The organism is Psychrobacter sp. MES7-P7E (genome assembly GCF_002863645.1).
In the GTDB taxonomy this organism is placed as follows: Bacteria; Pseudomonadota; Gammaproteobacteria; order Pseudomonadales; family Moraxellaceae; genus Psychrobacter.
On sequence record NZ_PJBU01000112.1, the window covers coordinates 120,046 to 138,907 of the forward strand.

An 18,862-nucleotide genomic window follows, 5' to 3' on the forward strand; every position below is an offset into this window, starting at 1 on the left:
ATGTTTTATGACAGACTATACAAATCTACAGCTATCAATTGATGGCCATACCGCAACATTGACGTTGAATAACCCACCGGCACATACATGGACAATGGACAGTCTGCAAGCGCTTAAGCAGCTCATCACCGACCTCAATGCCAACGACGATGTCTACGCATTAATCGTGCATGGTGATGGCGAAAAGTTCTTCTCAGCAGGTGCAGATTTAAACAATTTCTCAGACGGCGATAAAGGCCGCGCAATAAGTATGGCGATTGCATTTGGTGAAGCATTCGAAGCGCTATCTGCCTATCGTGGCGTCAGTATCGCTGTCATCAATGGCTATGCGATGGGCGGCGGACTAGAGTGTGCGCTCGCATGTGATATCCGTATCGCAGAAGTGCACGCCCAGATGGCGTTGCCAGAGACAGGCGTAGGACTATTGCCATGTGCTGGTGGCACGCAAAATCTACCTATGTTAGTAGGGGAAGGTTGGGCCAAACGCATGATACTGTGCGGTGAGCGTGTTGATGCGGATACGGCATTGCGTATCGGTCTGGTTGAAGAGGTCGCGGCAAAAGGTGAAGGTCTGCAAATCGCTCAGGACTTAGCAAAAAAAGTAGCAAAGCAATCACCCGTCGCCGTCAGTTATTCCAAGCAACTGATTCAGGCGGCTAGAGATACCCCGCCTGCGCAAAATCTTATCCATGAGCGCGAAGCTTTCGTGAAGTTGTTTGATACCAACGATCAGCGCGAAGGGGTACAAGCCTTTTTGGAAAAGCGTAAACCCAATTGGCAAAACAAATAAGCATTGCTTAAAATGCTTGAGTCATAACACTCATGACATTATTTAACTTTTTAACTTTGTAGGTCACTTTTATGACAGCAGCTACCGACGATACCCAAAACTCTTCGAACAATACCGAGCAAGAGGCCTCTGTATTGTTCAATACTGAACCGACAGATTGTGGACGCTTGATTGGAGTCATGACACTTAACACCCCAAAATCACTTAATGCACTCAGCGTTGATATGTGTCAATTGCTATCAGCGCAGCTAGAGCAGTGGCAAGATGATAATCAAGTGGTGGCGCTTGTATTAAAAGGTGCAGGGGACAAAGCGTTCTGTGCAGGCGGCGATATTCGTAAGCTCTATGACAGTATGTCTACCAGTGCACCCATGCCAAACCCTTATGCTACTGAGTTTTTCAGTCATGAGTATCGTCTCTATCGTCAAATGCACTTTTATCCAAAGCCACTAATACTTTGGGGCGATGGCATCATCATGGGCGGCGGTATGGGGCTGATGGCAGGATGTAGTCATCGTCTGGTCACTGAGCGCACACGTTTTGCCATGCCTGAGGTCACTATTGGACTGTTCCCTGATGCATCTGGCAGTTGGTTTTTGCAGCGTATGCCTGCTAAGACGGGTTTGTTTTTAGGTCTAACTGGCGCGATGTGCAATGGCAGTGACGCGCTATTGGCCAATCTGGCAGAGTATGCCGTTGCCAGCCATGACTATGATGCCGTCATGCAGCGCCTCAGACAGAGCGACTGGCAGGCAGTCGATAACACGAGCGGTGCAGATAAGTGCCATAACAATAGTGCGCATAGTATTGTCAGCTGTGCGCTTGCTGAGTTGCCAGTAGCCGAACTACCTGATAGTAAGCTTGCAATATATTGGCAACCTATTCAGCAACTAATGAATAGTGGTGGTCTGGCTGATATTGATGCGTTGCTACAAAGCGATGAAGCACTCATGCAGCTAAACCAAGACTTTGCAGAAGACAGTTGGACTCAGCGAGCAGTTGCAACCTATCGGCATGGCTGCCCAGTCACGGCTGCATTAACCTATGCGTTGTATCACAAAGTCGCTGACCTATCGATCGAACAAGTACTGTATTTAGAGACCAATGTCGCAGTACATTGCGCGGCCAATCCTGATTTTAAAGAAGGCGTGCGGGCATTATTAATTGATAAAGATAGAAAGCCCAAATGGTCGCGTTCATTGGCAGACTGTCTAAGTGTAGAAGGGCAGGCGTATATCGATAAGCACTTTGCCAACCCTTATCCAAAAGGTGAGCATCCTTTGAGCGATTGGCTGGGTGATAATGCTTTGAGTAGTCAGTATGTCCGCTAACTGCTTAAAAGCAATTTATAAAGTAGGACATAAGCAAGATTCACTAATAAATACTGTTAAATAGTATGTAGCAATAGCTACATCATAAATCATCAAGGAGTGATGAGATGGGTACAAAGGATACAAGTACGATGGATAATAATAACTCTAAACCACATATTGCCTTTATCGGGCTTGGTAATATGGGTGCCCCAATGGCAGAGAACTTATTAAAGGCAGGTTACACGCTATCTGTCTTTGATTTGTCTGAGGTTGCAACCCAGCGCTTAGCACAAGCAGGGGCTAGCGTCGCAAAAAGTCCTAAAGATGCCGCAAGTAATGCTCAAGTTGTAATTAGTATGTTACCTGCAGGTCAGCATGTACATTCTGTATATCTGGGCGATAGTGGCTCTGATGGATTGCTTGCAGAGTTGCCAAAAGGCACGCTTGTGATTGACAGTAGTACGATTGCGGCGGCTGATGCAAGGAAAGTGGCAGAGGCGGCAAGTAAGCTTGGCATCGACTTTTTGGATGCGCCAGTCTCTGGTGGCACAGGCGGGGCAGTTGCTGGTAGTTTGACCTTTATCGTTGGTGGCGATGATGCTGCTTTTGCTAAGGCTGAGCCAATACTTGCCGTGATGGGGAAAAACATCTTTCATGCTGGCGAGCACGGCGCAGGACAAGTGGCTAAAATCTGCAACAATATGCTGTTAGGTATTCTGATGGCAGGCACGGCAGAAGCGATTAATCTAGGCGTCAAGAACGGTTTGGACCCAAAAGTGCTATCAGATATCATGCTACAAAGCTCAGGGCGTAACTGGACACTAGAAGTTTATAATCCTTATCCAAAAGTCATGGAAAATGTGCCCTCTAGCAATGGCTATCAAGGCGGCTTTATGAGCAAATTGATGCAAAAAGATCTAAACCTTGCGATGCAAACTGCTCAAGACGCTGAAGTAGAAACGCCAATGGGTGCTAAAGCAACAGAGTTGTATGCCTCACATACTGTAGAGAATGGTGATAAAGATTTTTCTAGTATTATCGGACGTCATGATGTCTCATTATTGTCTTAAACATGACTCTCTTGACTGCTTCTCTTTTGAATGTAACCTTCTTAGACATATCAATTCTTAAACATACCAGTATTAAGAATTTTTCGTATCATTAGTAGGTGGCATTAATTAAGAGAATGCATTTGCTAAAAAGAAAAAGGTCTACGCTAAAATCATAGCGTAGACCTTTTTTGATGGCTAATAGATAGTATTAGCTTTGCAGATCGTAGACGAGCGTCTGAACGTCTTGCGCGGCTTTTTGTAGGCGTGGTACATGAGTCAGCAGATCGTCAAGTGATACCCGTATGGTTGGTGCATGCAGATAGAGAGAAGCCAGATAGCGTGACTTTTTGTCCAGTATAGGTACAGCCACTGCGACCATCTCAGAGATAAACTCCTCGTTATCGATGCCGATACCAGTATCAGCGATACGATCAAGCTCGGCATTTAATGCATCGATATCAGTAATGGTATTCTTAGTGAACTTATCTAGTGGTAACCCTTGTAGTATTTTCATACGGCTAGTTGTAGATAGTTGGCTTAGATAGAGCTTGCCAGTCGCTGTACACCACATGGGTGATTTTGCTCCGACAGGAAGATAAATCTGTAGTGGCAAGGTCGTCTGAGCACGATTGGTATAGATCATATTCATATGATAAGGAATACCAATGCCGCAAGTTTCTTTTAGCTCGTCAACCAGCTTTTGCAAAATCATCTGCCGTTCGTTAAAAAATAACCGTTGCTGCCAGAGCTCAACGCTCAAATTGCGTACGCGCTTACCAGGGATAATACCGCCACCAATATCAACAGTCAAAAAACCATCATCAACCAAATTTTGAATCAATCTATGAATGGTCGGTTTAGGGATATCTAGCTCTTGTGAGAGCTCAAGTGGAGAAAGCGGTTTTGAAGCATAGGACACTGCTTCGATGATTTCTAGGACACGGGTAATCGAAGATACTTTAGGCATATATATGACTCAGTAGGAGTAAAGAAATAGAGCAGACAACATCACAAGATTTTCATAACTAAGACAAATGGTGACATTAATGACGTTCTATAACAAATCTATTATAACAACTAATTTAGCATAATATTTGCTTGAGGCAAGCGTTAGTCGCGTTATATGAGATCATTTATATCGTTTTATTTGTTGTCGTAAATTCTCTTATACAAGTAACAATAGATACGTCAACTAACAAGGCACACTATTCTGTAAGGTTAAGCCATATAACTGTCATTGAGTCAAAAGGCGTTCTAGATAATTATGTGGACATATTTTGCAATACCCTTACATAAACATTAAGCAAGCAAATTCTCATGTTTACGCTGTTTGGTTACTTTAAGGACGTTATGTAACATAAAGGCGAATTTTTGCAGATTGGTGTAGCAATTATTACAGTACCTATGCAATCTTTACATAATGGCAAATAAAAACAGCATCAGTAGGGGTGACTTTTTAAGTCAGAATTGTTTTAATCACCTCAACAAAATGATGGTTTAACAAAAGCACAATCATCGTTTTTTATGGGCGGGTTTATTTCACACTTTAGGAGAATAATTATGAAATTGATTAAATTGACGGCAATCTCTGCTGCTGTTCTAGCATCAACTGCTGCATTAGCTGCTGATCCAGTTATCGTTGTTGATGACAACGCTGCAGTTGCATATGAAGCTGAGCCAGTTGCAGTTGCCTATCAAGCAGAACCTGCTTCTTACGCATACGATGCTAACGCTGGTGTAGTAAGCAACACTACTGGCGCTGTGGTCGGTGGCACTAAAGGCTTCTTCAATAAAGTAGTAAACCCAGCATCAGTTAGCGCTGAAGTTGGTACTCTAGGTTATGGTGCGAATATCGGTTGGTCACTTAACGAAAAAACTGAATTGCAAGCTGGTTGGGCAGGTGGCGATGTTGCTGACCTTTTCGGCGGTGATTTCGATGCCAATGACGTAAACTACGATGTAGATGCTGACTTTAGCAACCCATACCTAGGTGTGCAGGTTCGCCCGATGGCTAACTGGTTCACAATGGGCGCAGGTATCATCGTACCTGACAACGATTTTGATGTGACGGCCAATTCTGAAGGTGGCGAGGGTGGTTATTATGAAATTAATGGTGCTAGATATGATGCAGATTCTGTAGGCTCTCTACAAGGTACTATGGAACACCGCAACAAGCTAGCTCCTTATGCTACTATTGGTTTCCGTCCTAACATCACTAATAATTTCGGTCTATTCGGTGAAATTGGTGCCGCTTATATGGGCAAAACCGATGCGACTGTTCGTTCAAGCAATCAAAGTAATGATACAGTACAAATTAGAAATGGTGATGGTGACCAGACTGTGGATTCAGGTTTAACTGCTCAACAAGTAGCTAATTTAGCTGAGCAAGAGTTAGAAGATAAAGACTACCTTGAGTGGATGCCAATCGTTAAAGTTGGTGCAACTTACCGTTTCTAATCTAATTACAGTTTAAATACTGTCATTAGTAGAAAACAAAAAACGATCCTTTTTAGGGTCGTTTTTTTATGTCTAAAATAAATTAGTGAAAATATTCTGAAATCAGGTTTGAATTTTGCTCAAAAGACCTTGATTAGAAAACAATGACAGTTTGCTGAGATTGTAACGTGGCAATGCGGTAAACAGACTGGTAATCTGTATCCTCAATATCATTGATTACAGAAGAAGAAGCGTTAATCTCTTTATCATTTTCGATTAAGCTAGGAATAAGGTAGGAGTAATCCATACCCAAGCCTTGAGCTAACGTATATTGGTTGACTTTGATAAAGCTTTCTTTTATTTGCCACAAGAGTTTGGCAGTGCGTTCTCGCTGATCTGTAGACAGCTCCTGTAAAATGCTCAACTCACTCTCTGAATAGAAACGCTTGACTACATGCCACGAAATATTATTACTCTCTATATCGATACCAGCAGGGCGTTGACGACTGATAACAACCGCTATTTTACTGTGTAAATACGTAAAATTTGTCTGATTCGATTCTGTGGTTTGCTTTGAACTACCAGCTCCTGTATGGCTAAAGCATACGTAATGCTGACTATTAACGAGCCGATAGGGAAAGCTTGACTCATCTAAGGTGTCATCTATTTCTAATTTTTTGAGCAGCTCTTGTAATAGTTGCCTGACGCCTTGCCGCTGCTGCTGCCGCTGTTTACGTGCTAGAGCAGGTACTGAGTGTCTAGGTGCTGCTGTCGCCACCTGATAGTGCCAGCTTAGATTATTGAGCTTAATGATGCCTTTATACGACGTATTACAGGATGACAACCATAATAACTTGTTCCATAAGATTCCAGTGACTAAATGACTGATTGACTCACTCACTTGAGCAGTCACACACCATGTCGTGGTGTCGAGTTGCGTGTACTGTATCTGGGTAAGGTTGGAAGTCGGCATATATTACTAGTCATCAAAAACGATTATTATAGAATCGAGTATATAAAATTGCGTAAGTCTGAACGCTATGTATTTGATACATAGATAGTCATACAATAGCTATAGTTAAATAATTGATATCTAATTAACCTACTAAAAATCCAAAAAGCCCAGCAATATATTCTTGCTGGGCTTTTATTAAACTATCGAACGCTACAAATAACGCTAAAACACAATTTAGTAAGATAGTTCAGCACGACGGTTTTGTGCATACGCGTCTTCTGTGTTACCAGCTGCTGCAGGGCGCTCTTCACCATAGCTAATGACACGGATGTTGTTTGCAGTGACACCTTGAGCAGCAAGGTAGTTACGTGCAGCTTGTGCGCGTCGCTCACCTAGTGCCATGTTGTATTCACGGCTACCGCGCTCATCAGTGTGACCTGCGATAACGACAGTCGCTGCTGGGTTTGAATTTAGCAGGCTTATGTGTTGGTTAAGGACGCTCGCTGATTGAGCAGTAATTTCGCTGCTATCAAAGGCAAAGTAGACCACTGCTTGAATATTCTCAGCGCCAGTGATGACAGCATTTGAGTTATCAACGATAACCGCACCATTGTAGCCAACTTGTCCACCTGGGATACCTAGCGGGGCAACGACAACTTCTGAGGTAGAGCGCTTGGTAGCACAACCAGTGGTTAGTGCAACGGCGCTTGATAGCACAGCAAGAACAGCGATCTTAGAAAAACTGATTGACATGACGAGCTCCTAAAATTTTAATTAAATTTGTTTTTTTAAACTGCTTCCGATAAAACTTAGGCAATCTCTATCTATAATATACTAAATGTTAATTTATGTAAGTATTTTTACTGTAAATTACGATAGATAAAATCGAGCGTATTACCAGCGGTGCTTGCCCCAGTTTTCAGGGTTGGCCCAGTAATCAGCATTGAGCCAATTTGGTAGTTGTTTGTAGTCATATAGATTAAATTGCCAAAGCGTCGCAGTAACGGTTGATGAGGTAATAGATTGAATATCATCAATATTTAGAGACGGCTCATTCAATATATCAAATGGTGTAAAGCCATAAGGTTTTAAGTCTACAGAGCTGTCCAATGCAATAAGCAAATGCGCGGCATACAGGTCACGGTAGCGCATGAGTAGCGGTACATAGTGCTGAGTCAGCTCTTCTGACAAGGTGGGTAGCCAAAAGCAAGCAAGCTCATAACGATCAGGTACATGTTGTTTAGCAAGATCTGATAACGTTGATAAGTGTCGTGCGTTCAGCTTCGCTTCAGTGTTCTCATTAATAGATGTAGTATCGTCAAGTTGGGCTTGTAGTGCTAATAAGTCGGCATGGTTATGTGCTACCCACAATGCTTCACTATTATCTTTGTTATGCTCAGGTGACAGTTCTGTTTGAGTCGTTAATGAGGGTAGTAGTGCATCAACATACTCTATAAGCAAAGGTAGGGTAATGTCTGCGCGTTTCACCGTATTTTTTGTCATATAATAGGCCGTTAGTTAAATGATAGGTCATCAGTATGACTATTAAATCATTTTCAACGACATTATCCAATTGATAACGTATGTTTCATATTTAAATCATCTTGAACCGACGATATCTTACTTTACATACTTGAAATTTAGTGATTTAGGTCAATCTAGCTATAAGCTTGATGAGAAAATCAATTTAGTAATGAAGTTAGCTTAGTCACTGCGAAGTTTTGTGTATGTGCTTAGCTTATTAAGCGCTTAGCTGATTAGTTAGCCTAGAGATAAAGTCTTTATTTGCATTAAAGCCTTTTGCAAATAGCGAAAAGATATTACTCATTATTATATTATTCACCCCTAGTAAAAATAACTTATAACCAAATCAACGATAATAATAGGACACCATATGTCTACTGCTGAAACTGATGCACAAATCATCAATCCTGAAATGCCAGATGTGCCGCCCCATACGCCAAGTAAGATTAACTTAAAAGACTATACCAAACCAAGTTTTGATGTCGATACGGTACATTTAGATATTAAGCTGTTTGAAGACTACGCGCAGGTAGACAGTACGCTTGAGATGGTACGTCAAACGGCAGGGGATATTGTCTTATTTGGTGAGTCATTAGAGCTGCTAACGATTACGATGAATGGTAAGGCACTGAGCACTGAGGATTATCAGCAGGTAGCGGGTAAGCTGACGATTTATAATGCCCCTGAGCGAGCTACTTTAGATATTCAAGTGCGTATCTACCCACAGACTAATACGGCGCTTGAAGGTCTGTATATGGCGGGCAGTGGCGACGATACTATGTTTGTGACTCAGTGCGAGCCAGAGGGTTTCCGTAAGATTACTTTTTATCCGGATCGCCCTGATGTGCTAGCGATATTTACCACGCGACTTGAAGCAGATAAGCGCTATCCGACGTTATTGGCCAATGGTAACTTAGTCGAAGCAGGTGAAGTGGCCGACGCGCCAGACCGCCATTACGCCATCTGGCACGATCCAACCAATAAGCCAAGCTATCTATTTGCCTGTGTAGTTGCCGATTTAGATGTATTGACAGATTCTTATACGACCAGCGAAGGTCGAGAAGTATTGCTTGAGTTGTATGCCAAGTCTGCTGATATTGATAAATGCGATGTCGGTATGCAAGCCTTAAAGGATGCCATGAAATGGGATGAGGTCAATTATGGTCGAGCCTATGATTTAGATCGCTACATGATTGTGGCGGTCAGCCAGTTTAATATGGGTGCGATGGAAAATAAGGGCTTGAATATTTTTAACACCGCTTGCGTGTTATCTAGCCCTGAGACGACCACCGATGCCCGTAGTTTTAGCGTAAAAGCCATTATTGCTCATGAGTATTTTCATAATTGGACTGGTAACCGTATCACTTGCCGTGATTGGTTTCAGCTGTGCTTGAAAGAAGGTTTTACCGTTTACCGTGATCAGTCATTTTCAGCAGATCAACAGTCAAGTGCGGTACAGCGTATCGATGATGTGGCGACCCTGCGTGCCCATCAATTCAGCGAAGATGCAGGTCCATTAGCACATCCGGTACGTCCAGAGAGTTTTGTTGAGATTAATAATTTTTATACGACGACTGTCTATGAGAAGGGCGCTGAAATTGTACGCATGATTGCCAATACGTTAGGGCCAGATGATTTCCGCAAAGGAACAGATGAATATTTCCGTCGCTATGATGGACAAGCGGTAACGGTTGAGGACTTTTTATCAGCACTGAGTATCACCGATGACAAAATCGAGAATTTTATTGATTGGTATCGTCAACCTGGTACGCCAGTGGTATCGGGTTCTCAAACCTATGATAGCAACGCACAGACGCTGACCATCACTTTGAATCAGCAAACACGCCATGTTAAAGGCTTTGATGCACCAAAACCATTGCCGATACCTGTAGCAACCGCCTTATTTGACAAAGACTCAGGCGCTATCGTTGCTGAGCGTATGTTATTGCTTGACGAGGCGACGCAAACGTTTGTCTTTGAGAATGTCGCAAGCGAGCCTGTCGTGTCATTACTACGTGACTTTAGCGCGCCAGTACAGCTCAACTATGACTACCAAGATGCAGACTTAGCGTTTTTGCTTAAGCATGAAACCAATGGGTTTAACCGCTGGCAAGTTACTCAAATGCTGGTAAATCGTATTTTGCTGCAAGGACAAGGTGGGAAGAGCAGCCCTGATGTATACCTAGAAGCATTGGCGCAGACGCTGCCTGTCTTAGCGGCTGACGATGCGATGCTAGCGGCACGGTTACTTGATATTCCATCAGCGCAAGAGTTGGCTTCTGCTATTTCTAAAGACTACGATCCAGTGTTGGTTAAAGAGCAGCGCGATGGGCTGTATAAGCAAGTAGCTGATAAGTTAAAAGGCCAATGGGCTGAGCTGTATAATAACCTGCCAATGCAGTCTTATGAGGATAGCGCTGAAGCTCGAGGTATTCGTGCGCTGCGTAATGTCGTACTTGATATGGCGTTGACTGTCAATGTGGATGATGCAGCAGACTGGGCACAGCAGCAGTATGATAATGCGAGCTGTATGACTGAGCGCTTTGGTGCATTGAAGGCCATGGTCAATCATCAGCTGGAAGGTGCAGATAAGTACTTAGCGGACTTCTATGATCGTTTCCAAGCAAACGATCTGGTTATCGATTTGTGGTTCAGTGTCCAAGCTGCCGCCGACGATGTGACGCCTGACACGGTCAAGTCGCTACTGACGCACACGGACTTTGATTGGAATACGCCTAACCGTGTCCGTTCGGTCATCAGCGCCTTTAGCTCGCAACCGACGGTACTTTGGACGGCAGAAGGTTTAGAGATGTATACGGGCGTGATTCAGAAATTAGATGATGCTAACCCTGTGTTAGCGTCACGCTTACTGCAAGTACTGGCCCGCTGGAATACGTTGGCTGAGCCGCGTCGTCAAATGGCGCACGAGCAGCTGATAGATTTACAAAAGAATGTCTCATCTAAGCATGTGCTCGAAAGCTTAGAGAGTGTACTAGGTGCTGCAAATAGTTAATTGAGAACAGGGTTAGCTTTGACCAGTTAATGAAACATGTATCGTGATGATCATTGCTAACCAAGTTTTAGAATACAGTATTTCTTATACAACGTTCATAAATAAAAAGCCCCTTTCGCATTGATGCGAAAGGGGCTTTTTATCGTTTGCTCGACGATAATTTATCGCGGATAGCTATTAGCGATTTGGTAGTACATCTTTTACCATATCACGTAAGTCACGTAATGCTGTGACGGTGCTATCCCAATCTAGGCAGCCATCGGTGATTGATTTGCCGTACTCAAGCTGGCTCAAATCAGCAGTCAGTTTTTGATTGCCGCCTTTTAAGTGACTCTCAATCATCATACCGATAATTGATTTATTGCCGTTTTGAATTTGTTCGGCAACGTTTTTGATAACCATCGGTTGTAGGTAAGGGTCTTTACCGGAGTTGGCATGGCTTGAGTCAATCATAATCTTGCTATTGGTCTTGCCTTTTGCCAGCTCGTTTTCAACTTGGGCTACCGCAGTTTCATCATAGTTAGGCTTGCCATTACCACCGCGAAGTACCACGTGCGCGTAAGGGTTACCTTTAGATTTGATGATAGAGACTTTACCATCTGATGATAGACCTAAGAAGCTATGACCTTCTTTAACCGCTTGCATGGCATTTACAGCAACTGTCATACCACCATCAGTACCGTTCTTAAAGCCAACTGGGCATGATAAACCAGAGCTCATTTCGCGATGCGTTTGGCTCTCAGTGGTACGTGCACCAATGGCTGACCAGCTGATTAGATCCTGGATGTACTGCGGCGTATTTGGATCAAGTGCTTCGGTCGCGCAAGGTAGACCTTTTTCATTCAAATCAAGTAGCAATTTACGAGCCGTGCGCAAGCCTTTTTCTATATCAAAGCTGTCATTCATGTCAGGGTCGTTGATCATGCCTTTCCAGCCAACCGTCGTACGAGGTTTTTCAAAATAAACACGCATGACCACAAATACACTGTCTTCGATTTCTTTTGCCAATACGGCTAAACGATCGGCATATTCGTGAGCGGCTTTGATATCGTGAATAGAGCAAGGGCCAATGACCACAAACAAACGCTTGTCTTTACCATCCAAGATATCTTGAATAGTATTACGACCTTTTAGTACGGTGTTATACGCGTCGTCTGACAGAGGCAGCTCGGCTTTTAGCTCGGCGGGGGTAATCAAAGGAATAAATTTTTCAATATTCACGTCGTCAATATCTGCATTATGGGTAACTGATGTTGTCATGGTTATATATCGTCTAGCTGATTTATAGGAATAATCATTATGCGGACAAAAGTGTTGGTTGACAAGGGTAGTCGAGCAGTTAATTGACTGATAACTGGAATGAGGAAACTAAAACTTAGTTATACTTATAGAGACTTAGCATGATATTTGACGTTCTAAATGCACGTTTAGCATTTGGTTTTTCTATCTATTAATAAGAGTTGGTTGAGTTTTTGATGCATAACGCTCAGATTTTATGCGTGAATTTCGCTATTTGTATCATCGTCAAGTATGATAGCAACATTAGCGATGGGTGGCCCAAACTGTGGCATTAAAACAGTACGGATGAGTGCGCACATTATCTGTGAGTTCGTATCGCTGATTTATTACGTTATATTTTATAATAACGGTTTATTTTATTTTGTGTATTTCTAATATCGAGAGCTTGTCATGACAGATTCTGCTACGTCTCATCACCATACTGACCTCATTCATCAAGCCGAGACGGATTCTCAAGTAGCAAAGATAAATGCTACGCCGCTAGTGATAGGCATCGTCGCAGGTGAGGTATCTGGCGACAGCTTAGGCGCAGATTTTATGCGGCAAATGAATAATCTACGTGATGATATTGTCTGGGTAGGCGTAGGCGGTACGAAGATGCATGCGCAAGGGCTACAGAGTATTTTCCCATTAGAGCGTTTGGCAGTGATGGGTCTGGTTGAGGTAATGTCGCAGCTACCAGATTTGCTTAAAGCGCGCCGCGAGCTACTGAGCGCATTTAAGGCTGCCAATATTGATTGGTTCGTCGGTATTGATGCGCCTGATTTTAATTTGCGAGTATCCAAAAAACTAAAGCCCCAAGGCGTGTTCTGTGTGCAGTACGTCAGTCCTTCTATTTGGGCGTGGCGCGAGTCGCGTATCCATAATATTAAAGCAGCGACCAATTTGGTGCTATGTTTATTCCCGTTTGAGTTGCCAGTTTATGAGCGACATAACCATCCGGCGATCTGTGTGGGTCATCCATTGCTACGAACCATTGATCAGACGTTGATAGATACACCAATCAATCAACGTCGCAGTGAGTTGGTCTGGGACAATGATGGGTTGCAGCAGTTCTTCATCGAACGATTTGATGATGTGAGTCAGCTTATTTGTGTGATGCCAGGCTCTAGGCGCGGTGAAATTACAGCCATTTTGCCATTGATGCTTGATGGCATCCAAAAGTTAATCCTGTTAGATCCTAAGCTGTGCTTTATTATTCCAACGGTCGATCAAAACCATCAATATATTGTGCAAGAAGTGATCGACCAACGCTCAGAACAGCTACGTGCAGCAATTGTAGTGGTCTACGATGATACCCAGCCAGAATTTAGCCAACATGCCATGGCGGCATCAGATATTGTGATGCTGGCATCTGGGACAGCAACGCTGGAGGCAATGCTGCTTGAACGTCCGATGGTAGTGGTCTATCAATTAAATCAGCTGACTTACCAAATAGCCAAGCGTCTGGTAAAAGTACCATATGTGGCATTGCCTAATATATTGGCTAATGCGCCAATCGTACCTGAGCTGATTCAAGAGCAGGCGAGCGGTGACAATATCTGCCGCACCGTAATGCGATTGCTGCAACCACGCGCTTATGCCGAGCAATTACACGACTTACTAGTGACAAAGCAGTCGCTACAGCAGCAAAGCAACCATGAGCCTGCAAACAGCGTGATTGAACAGTGGTTTATCCAAAATACCGATACCGTCAATCCTAATTAAACAAGAAAGACCTTCTAATATTATGTATATTCAACACAGTACAGAAAGCCCAGTTCAAGTAATTGATATTAATATTGAGCATATTGATGTTAAAGGACAATATGTTCAGTTAGCAGCGCCCATACGTTTATATGGGCAAATGAATACCGCTGAATTGCTTACTCAATATCTGACTAATGATAACCAAGAGACGGAGCAATCAATACTACAAATCGGCGTTGATGAAGCAGGGCGCGGACCATTACTAGGTAGTGTCAATGTGGCGGCGGCAATATTACCTGCGACTTGGTCAGGTTTGATTGAGGAACAACCGCTTAAAGACACGCCGTTGTCGATACTGACAGACTCCAAACAACTGAGTGAAAAAAAGCGCGATATCCTTTATCCATTGGTTCAGCAGCATGCTATCGGTTATATCATCGCTGATATACCAGCAGCAGTGATCGACCAGGTGAATATCTTGCAAGCAACGATGCTTGGCATGCGCTTATGTACTGAATCATTGCTAGAAGTGATTTTTAAAAAATTCTCGACCACTAGAAATGATAAAAGCACGTCGCTCGATCAATTAAAGATCGAAGCGCTATTTGATGGAAATCGTTGCCCTGACTTGAACTATGATAGCTTTAAACATTTGGAGGTAGCGCCATTTGCAATTGACTGTCAAGCATGGGTAAAAGGCGATGCGCGTCATACTAGTATTGCAGCGGCCAGTATATTGGCAAAAGTAAGTCGTGATGAATCGATGTATACACTGGATGCTCAATATCCGGAATATGGTATTGCCAAACACAAAGGCTATCCGACGCGTGCGCACATGGAAGCAATCGAAAAACATGGTGTCTTGCCAACGCATAGACGTAGTTTCGCACCAGTAAGAAAAGCGCTAGAAATACAGTAGCCATAAAAAAGCGACTATAGAAACGTGATCATGAAAAAGTGACTGTATAGCAAATACAAAAGAATCGTGCTTTATAGATAATATTTTTGCCTTAAAAATAGCCTAAGCATAGTGTTAATCTATAGACCTAAAAAGAAACCTGTTACCTGCAATCAGCGAGTAGCAGGTTTTTTATAAAATAATGAGCAAAAGTTCATAATCTGTAATACAATAGACATTATATTGAAATAAAACACTGTTAAATCAATTACTAACTAACCTGTAACTGATTTTGGTTCTCATTGCTTTTCACAAACAGGCTATTATTTTATAGGATGAGCGATGACTTCTTATACTTCTCAGAAAAATCTTGCGGCAGTGCTATTTTTAACCATATTTCTCAGCGCGTGCGGCGGAGGCGGTGATTCCGATAGTAGTTCTACATCTGCTAATACACCAGATAACTCACAAAGTGATGAAACTGCCGAGCCAACCACGTCAGAACCTATTACTTCTGCTCCGATTATAGCGACACCAACTGAACAAAGTGGTGGTGCTCCTAACGCTGGTGGCAATGGGTCAGCTGAGAACAATGTACAAGCAGCATTAAGTGCAAATAATCAGTTCAGTCTAGCAAGAACCAGCTGTGGTCTAAATGGTCTATCCGTTGATACAGAACTAGATGATATTGCTATTCAACACGCAAATTATATTAAACATGTATTTGCTAATAGCTCACCAACCAGCTTTAACGCGCATTTCGAAAATGAAATCAGCGATATTGCTAGTGTGACAGGTTCTAACAATCCTTTTTTCAGTGGATTAGATCTGGCAGATCGATTGATCAATGCAGATTATGGCAACTCGCAATATAGCGTTACTGAAAACATTGCCCAGTCTGTCTATTATAGTTCGGCAGGCAATTTTTTGAGCACAGAAGCTGTGGCAAGCTCTATGGCAAAATCGTTGTTGTCGGCGCCTTATCATCTACGCTCTTTAATGTTGCCAACCTCAGGCGTAGTAGGAACAGGAGTGGTTACCTATACGCCTAGTAGTAAAAATGCTGCTAACAATAAAGGCTATGTTTTGGTAAGCAATGCTGCAGGGACAAAAACCACGACAAATAAAACGCTTGAAGGCGTTTTTACGTACCCATGTCAAGATGTGACGGGGACAGTTACTGCACTTTATAACGAAACCCCAAATCCAGTCAGAGGCTCTGGGCGTAATTTACGTACTGATCCTATCGGACAGCCGGTTTATATCAACATGCCATCCGCTGATAAAGTTAAAGTGAGTAACGTTAAATTCAGAGATGTGCAGCGCAATATAGATGTGCCGATTCAATTGCTTGATTCTGACAATGATCCGTACAAAGGTACGAATTATGCGCTACCAACGAATGAAGCATTTATTTTGCCATTAACTGATGCGCTCAAAAGCTGTGAATCAGGTAGTAATAAAGGTGGTAATTGTGGACTTTATGGTAATAGCGAATATAAGGTCAGCTTTGATATTTTGGTTGACGATAAAACATTAGAGCAGCAGTCATTTACGTTTACTACTGGTAAGGTAAATTACTAATAAGTATTTAATACTCTCTAAATATTTGTCGTAAAAAAAGGTCTGAACCAATGATATGGTCTAGACCTTCTTTTTATGTGATGATTTTTTTGTAATAACTTTAATTATCTTCATACAACACTAGGAGTCTCGCCTAAAACGATGAGTTAGGCTGTTTTAAAAAGTTCTTTTCATCTTCAGTTGAGTCGCGATTTAGTACCTCGTTGCGGTGTGGGTAACGCCCAAATTGATCAATGATCTCTTTATGACGATATTCAAAATCTAGCGTGGTAGCATCGTCTAATTGCTTAAATAATGGTAGATAACGGTCGTGAATCAGCGCTGACTCAGAATGCATAAACGGTATGATCATAAATCGACGCCACTGCATCGGTAAGGTATCAAAGTATGGCTGCTGAATAGCTTCTTGGGCGAGTGCTAATGCCATGCCGTCTTGGGCAAAAGCACAGGCTTGTTTGCGACATAAATTGCGTGAAAACTGATCCAGCACAATAATTTCTGCCAAGCGTCCTGCCAACGCCGTTATCGAGCTATTACCATCCAATGAAGACTCTGCGATACGCCAAGTGACACATTCGCCTTGTTTCGCTGCATGCCAAAGGTCACCAAACTTATCCTGTATCTGCTTATCAAAACGATCGTTTTGTTCAAACCAGTAAGCTTCATTGTTTTTATCAAACCAAAAATCCAACACGGCACGCGCATCAGGATCTAGATAAGTCAAATCTATGTTTTTTGGATCCAATTGTGATGAATGGGATCGACTGGCTGAAGTGGAATAATCGGTTGAGAGTGCCATAAGATATTCTAATTATGATGAATTTAGTCTACTATAGCGCAAATATTTATATCTGTCTGTCAAGATACCAACAGCAGAGTGTCTATTAGGTAATCTATTATGAATGCAAAAAATCTAGAGAATTCTATCAACGCGACATTGCCACCAACGCCTTACTACGTGCTTGATGAAGCGGCCATCGTCGCTAATATGAAAATCATCGCTAGGCTGTGTGAGCTGTCTGGTGCAAAGGCATTATTAGCACTAAAATGCTTCGCCACATGGGGCGTTTTTGATGTGATGCAGCCTTATCTGCATGGCACGACTTCGTCTTCACTTAATGAAGTGAGATTGGGCTATGAGACCTTTGGCAATAACGATGATGCCAATAGCCAAGATAAAAAAGAAACGCATGCTTATAGCGTCGCCTATAGTTCAGATGAAATCCCTGAAGTGCTGAACTATGCGGATAAAATCATTTTTAACTCAATCTCACAGCTCAACGCTTTTAAAGTGCAAGCCGCCGCGCAAAATATACCTGTAGGTCTACGACTCAATCCAAAAACCAGCAACTCATCGTTTTTGATTGCTGATCCTGCACGCCCATTTAGCCGTCTTGGTGAGCATGATAAAGATAAAATCGCAGCGGTACTTGGCGATATCACTGGCGTCATGATTCATAACAATTGTGAAAATGACAGTTTTGAAGCCTTTAGTGAAAGCTTGGCTGATATTGAAGAAAGATTTGGTAATATCTTAGCGCAGCTTGAGTGGGTGAGCTTGGGCGGTGGTATCCACTTTATTGCGCCTGATTATCCATTAGAAAAATTGGCTGCACGTTTGAAAGCGTTTAGCGACACTTATGGCGTGCAAGTGTATCTTGAGCCAGGTGAAGCCAGTATTCACGGTGCGGGCACGTTGGTGACGACAGTGTTAGACACCATGCACAATCAAAAAAATCTCGCCGTCGTCGACGCTTCGATTGAAGCACATATGCTCGACTTGCTTATCTATCGTGAGTCCGCACCGATTGCCGCGATCAATAATACTGCTGGCAATATTGCACCTACTGGCAATCCAGCAGAAGCTGCGCCGTCTGAAGCCAATGCTGAGTCGGCAGACCATACCATTATTTATGGTCGTTCTTGCTTAGCAGGTGATATCTTCGGCGAGTATGCATTACCGAGTAATCTTCAGATAGGCGATCAGATTGCCTTTGGCAATGCTGCTGGTTATACGATGGTGAAGAAGAATTGGTTTAATGGGGTCAACATGCCAGCGATTGTCATCCGCCGGTTGGATGGCAGTATCGATATCCAGCGCGAGTTTGATTATCAAGATTATAAAGCCAGCTTGTCTTAACGCGATATTTCTAAGACTTTTCTACATTAGAAAACAAAGGCTTAGTCTTAATAACGGGTGATTTTAAGGTATCTGCTATTGATACATTATTTTTTACCGATAAGGGAATAAAAATTGTTATAATCGCGTCGGGCAAATAATGGAGTATTATTTGCCCGACGGGTGCGTG

At 42.7% G+C, this 18,862-nt stretch carries 15 protein-coding genes; 9 read left to right on the top strand and 6 right to left on the bottom strand.

Annotated features, from left to right (window positions below):
- Positions 1 to 7 precede the first annotated feature (7 nt).
- The 3 genes from CXF62_RS11885 (at position 8) to mmsB (ending at position 3,173) form a co-directional block, all read left to right on the top strand.
- Positions 8 to 790 (top strand): enoyl-CoA hydratase, encoded by a 783-nt coding sequence (locus CXF62_RS11885; protein ID WP_102094519.1) that lies wholly within the window; start codon positions 8 to 10, stop codon positions 788 to 790.
- A 71-nt stretch (positions 791 to 861) separates the two neighbouring features.
- The gene (locus CXF62_RS11890) at positions 862 to 2,121 is read left to right on the top strand and encodes an enoyl-CoA hydratase/isomerase family protein (RefSeq protein WP_102094520.1); all 1,260 of its coding nucleotides are present in this window, start codon (positions 862 to 864) and stop codon (positions 2,119 to 2,121) included.
- A 107-nt stretch (positions 2,122 to 2,228) separates the two neighbouring features.
- Complete coding sequence (gene mmsB / locus CXF62_RS11895) at positions 2,229 to 3,173, top strand: 3-hydroxyisobutyrate dehydrogenase (protein WP_102094521.1); 945 nt, start codon at positions 2,229 to 2,231, stop codon at positions 3,171 to 3,173.
- A gap of 190 nt (positions 3,174 to 3,363) precedes the next feature.
- Here the strand turns inward: mmsB and CXF62_RS11900 are convergent, their stop codons facing one another.
- The gene (locus CXF62_RS11900) at positions 3,364 to 4,122 is read right to left on the bottom strand and encodes an IclR family transcriptional regulator (RefSeq protein ID WP_102078462.1); all 759 of its coding nucleotides are present in this window, start codon (positions 4,120 to 4,122) and stop codon (positions 3,364 to 3,366) included.
- Positions 4,123 to 4,715: 593 nt separating this feature from the next.
- Here CXF62_RS11900 and CXF62_RS11905 point away from each other — a divergent pair.
- Entirely contained in the window at positions 4,716 to 5,612 is an 897-nt protein-coding gene (locus tag CXF62_RS11905; protein ID WP_102094522.1) for a hypothetical protein, read from the top strand.
- A 133-nt stretch (positions 5,613 to 5,745) separates the two neighbouring features.
- On the opposite strand, the gene CXF62_RS11910 is transcribed toward CXF62_RS11905, so the two are convergent.
- From CXF62_RS11910 to CXF62_RS11920, 3 genes are all read right to left on the bottom strand, one after another.
- Complete coding sequence (locus CXF62_RS11910; protein WP_102094523.1) at positions 5,746 to 6,564, bottom strand: 4'-phosphopantetheinyl transferase family protein; 819 nt, start codon at positions 6,562 to 6,564, stop codon at positions 5,746 to 5,748.
- A gap of 216 nt (positions 6,565 to 6,780) precedes the next feature.
- Entirely contained in the window at positions 6,781 to 7,299 is a 519-nt protein-coding gene (gene pal / locus CXF62_RS11915; RefSeq protein WP_102094524.1) for a peptidoglycan-associated lipoprotein Pal, read from the bottom strand.
- A 141-nt stretch (positions 7,300 to 7,440) separates the two neighbouring features.
- On the bottom strand, positions 7,441 to 8,049 hold the full coding sequence (locus CXF62_RS11920; RefSeq protein ID WP_102094525.1) for a DUF6231 family protein: 609 nt from the start codon (positions 8,047 to 8,049) through the stop codon (positions 7,441 to 7,443).
- A 433-nt stretch (positions 8,050 to 8,482) separates the two neighbouring features.
- On the opposite strand from CXF62_RS11920, the gene pepN reads away from it, so the two are divergent.
- Positions 8,483 to 11,083: an aminopeptidase N gene (pepN, locus tag CXF62_RS11925; protein ID WP_228153231.1), complete on the top strand. Its 2,601-nt coding sequence runs from the start codon at positions 8,483 to 8,485 to the stop codon at positions 11,081 to 11,083.
- 177 nt (positions 11,084 to 11,260) lie between these two features.
- On the opposite strand, the gene CXF62_RS11930 is transcribed toward pepN, so the two are convergent.
- Positions 11,261 to 12,343, bottom strand: a complete 1,083-nt coding sequence (locus CXF62_RS11930; RefSeq protein ID WP_102078467.1) for a 3-deoxy-7-phosphoheptulonate synthase — start codon at positions 12,341 to 12,343, stop codon at positions 11,261 to 11,263.
- Positions 12,344 to 12,772: 429 nt separating this feature from the next.
- Here CXF62_RS11930 and lpxB point away from each other — a divergent pair, with 429 nt between their 5' ends.
- The 3 genes from lpxB (at position 12,773) to CXF62_RS11945 (ending at position 16,553) form a co-directional block, all read left to right on the top strand.
- Positions 12,773 to 14,089 (top strand): lipid-A-disaccharide synthase, encoded by a 1,317-nt coding sequence (lpxB, locus tag CXF62_RS11935; RefSeq protein ID WP_102094527.1) that lies wholly within the window; start codon positions 12,773 to 12,775, stop codon positions 14,087 to 14,089.
- Positions 14,090 to 14,111: 22 nt separating this feature from the next.
- Complete coding sequence (locus tag CXF62_RS11940) at positions 14,112 to 14,990, top strand: ribonuclease HII (RefSeq protein ID WP_102094528.1); 879 nt, start codon at positions 14,112 to 14,114, stop codon at positions 14,988 to 14,990.
- Between the two features lie 321 nt (positions 14,991 to 15,311).
- On the top strand, positions 15,312 to 16,553 hold the full coding sequence (locus tag CXF62_RS11945) for a CAP domain-containing protein (protein WP_102094529.1): 1,242 nt from the start codon (positions 15,312 to 15,314) through the stop codon (positions 16,551 to 16,553).
- A gap of 133 nt (positions 16,554 to 16,686) precedes the next feature.
- Here the strand turns inward: CXF62_RS11945 and CXF62_RS11950 are convergent, their stop codons facing one another.
- Positions 16,687 to 17,352, bottom strand: coding sequence for a DUF924 family protein (locus CXF62_RS11950; protein WP_102094530.1), 666 nt, complete (start codon positions 17,350 to 17,352; stop codon positions 16,687 to 16,689).
- Between the two features lie 99 nt (positions 17,353 to 17,451).
- On the opposite strand from CXF62_RS11950, the gene CXF62_RS11955 reads away from it, so the two are divergent.
- Positions 17,452 to 18,693, top strand: a complete 1,242-nt coding sequence (locus CXF62_RS11955; protein ID WP_102094531.1) for a carboxynorspermidine decarboxylase — start codon at positions 17,452 to 17,454, stop codon at positions 18,691 to 18,693.
- The last annotated feature ends 169 nt before the right edge of the window (positions 18,694 to 18,862 follow it).

Bases quoted from the DNA above. Each gene is read 5' to 3' on its own strand.
- pepN (WP_228153231.1), top strand. From the start codon at position 8,483: ATGCCAGATGTGCCGCCCCATACGCCAAGTAAGATTAACTTAAAAGAC.
- CXF62_RS11950 (WP_102094530.1), bottom strand. From the start codon at position 17,352: ATGGCACTCTCAACCGATTATTCCACTTCAGCCAGTCGATCCCATTCA.
- CXF62_RS11930 (WP_102078467.1), bottom strand. From the start codon at position 12,343: ATGACAACATCAGTTACCCATAATGCAGATATTGACGACGTGAATATT.
- CXF62_RS11900 (WP_102078462.1), bottom strand. From the start codon at position 4,122: ATGCCTAAAGTATCTTCGATTACCCGTGTCCTAGAAATCATCGAAGCA.
- pal (WP_102094524.1), bottom strand. From the start codon at position 7,299: ATGTCAATCAGTTTTTCTAAGATCGCTGTTCTTGCTGTGCTATCAAGC.
- CXF62_RS11940 (WP_102094528.1), top strand. From the start codon at position 14,112: ATGTATATTCAACACAGTACAGAAAGCCCAGTTCAAGTAATTGATATT.
- CXF62_RS11910 (WP_102094523.1), bottom strand. From the start codon at position 6,564: ATGCCGACTTCCAACCTTACCCAGATACAGTACACGCAACTCGACACC.
- lpxB (WP_102094527.1), top strand. From the start codon at position 12,773: ATGACAGATTCTGCTACGTCTCATCACCATACTGACCTCATTCATCAA.
- CXF62_RS11955 (WP_102094531.1), top strand. From the start codon at position 17,452: ATGAATGCAAAAAATCTAGAGAATTCTATCAACGCGACATTGCCACCA.
- mmsB (WP_102094521.1), top strand. From the start codon at position 2,229: ATGGGTACAAAGGATACAAGTACGATGGATAATAATAACTCTAAACCA.
- CXF62_RS11885 (WP_102094519.1), top strand. From the start codon at position 8: ATGACAGACTATACAAATCTACAGCTATCAATTGATGGCCATACCGCA.
- CXF62_RS11920 (WP_102094525.1), bottom strand. From the start codon at position 8,049: ATGACAAAAAATACGGTGAAACGCGCAGACATTACCCTACCTTTGCTT.
- CXF62_RS11890 (WP_102094520.1), top strand. From the start codon at position 862: ATGACAGCAGCTACCGACGATACCCAAAACTCTTCGAACAATACCGAG.
- CXF62_RS11945 (WP_102094529.1), top strand. From the start codon at position 15,312: ATGACTTCTTATACTTCTCAGAAAAATCTTGCGGCAGTGCTATTTTTA.
- CXF62_RS11905 (WP_102094522.1), top strand. From the start codon at position 4,716: ATGAAATTGATTAAATTGACGGCAATCTCTGCTGCTGTTCTAGCATCA.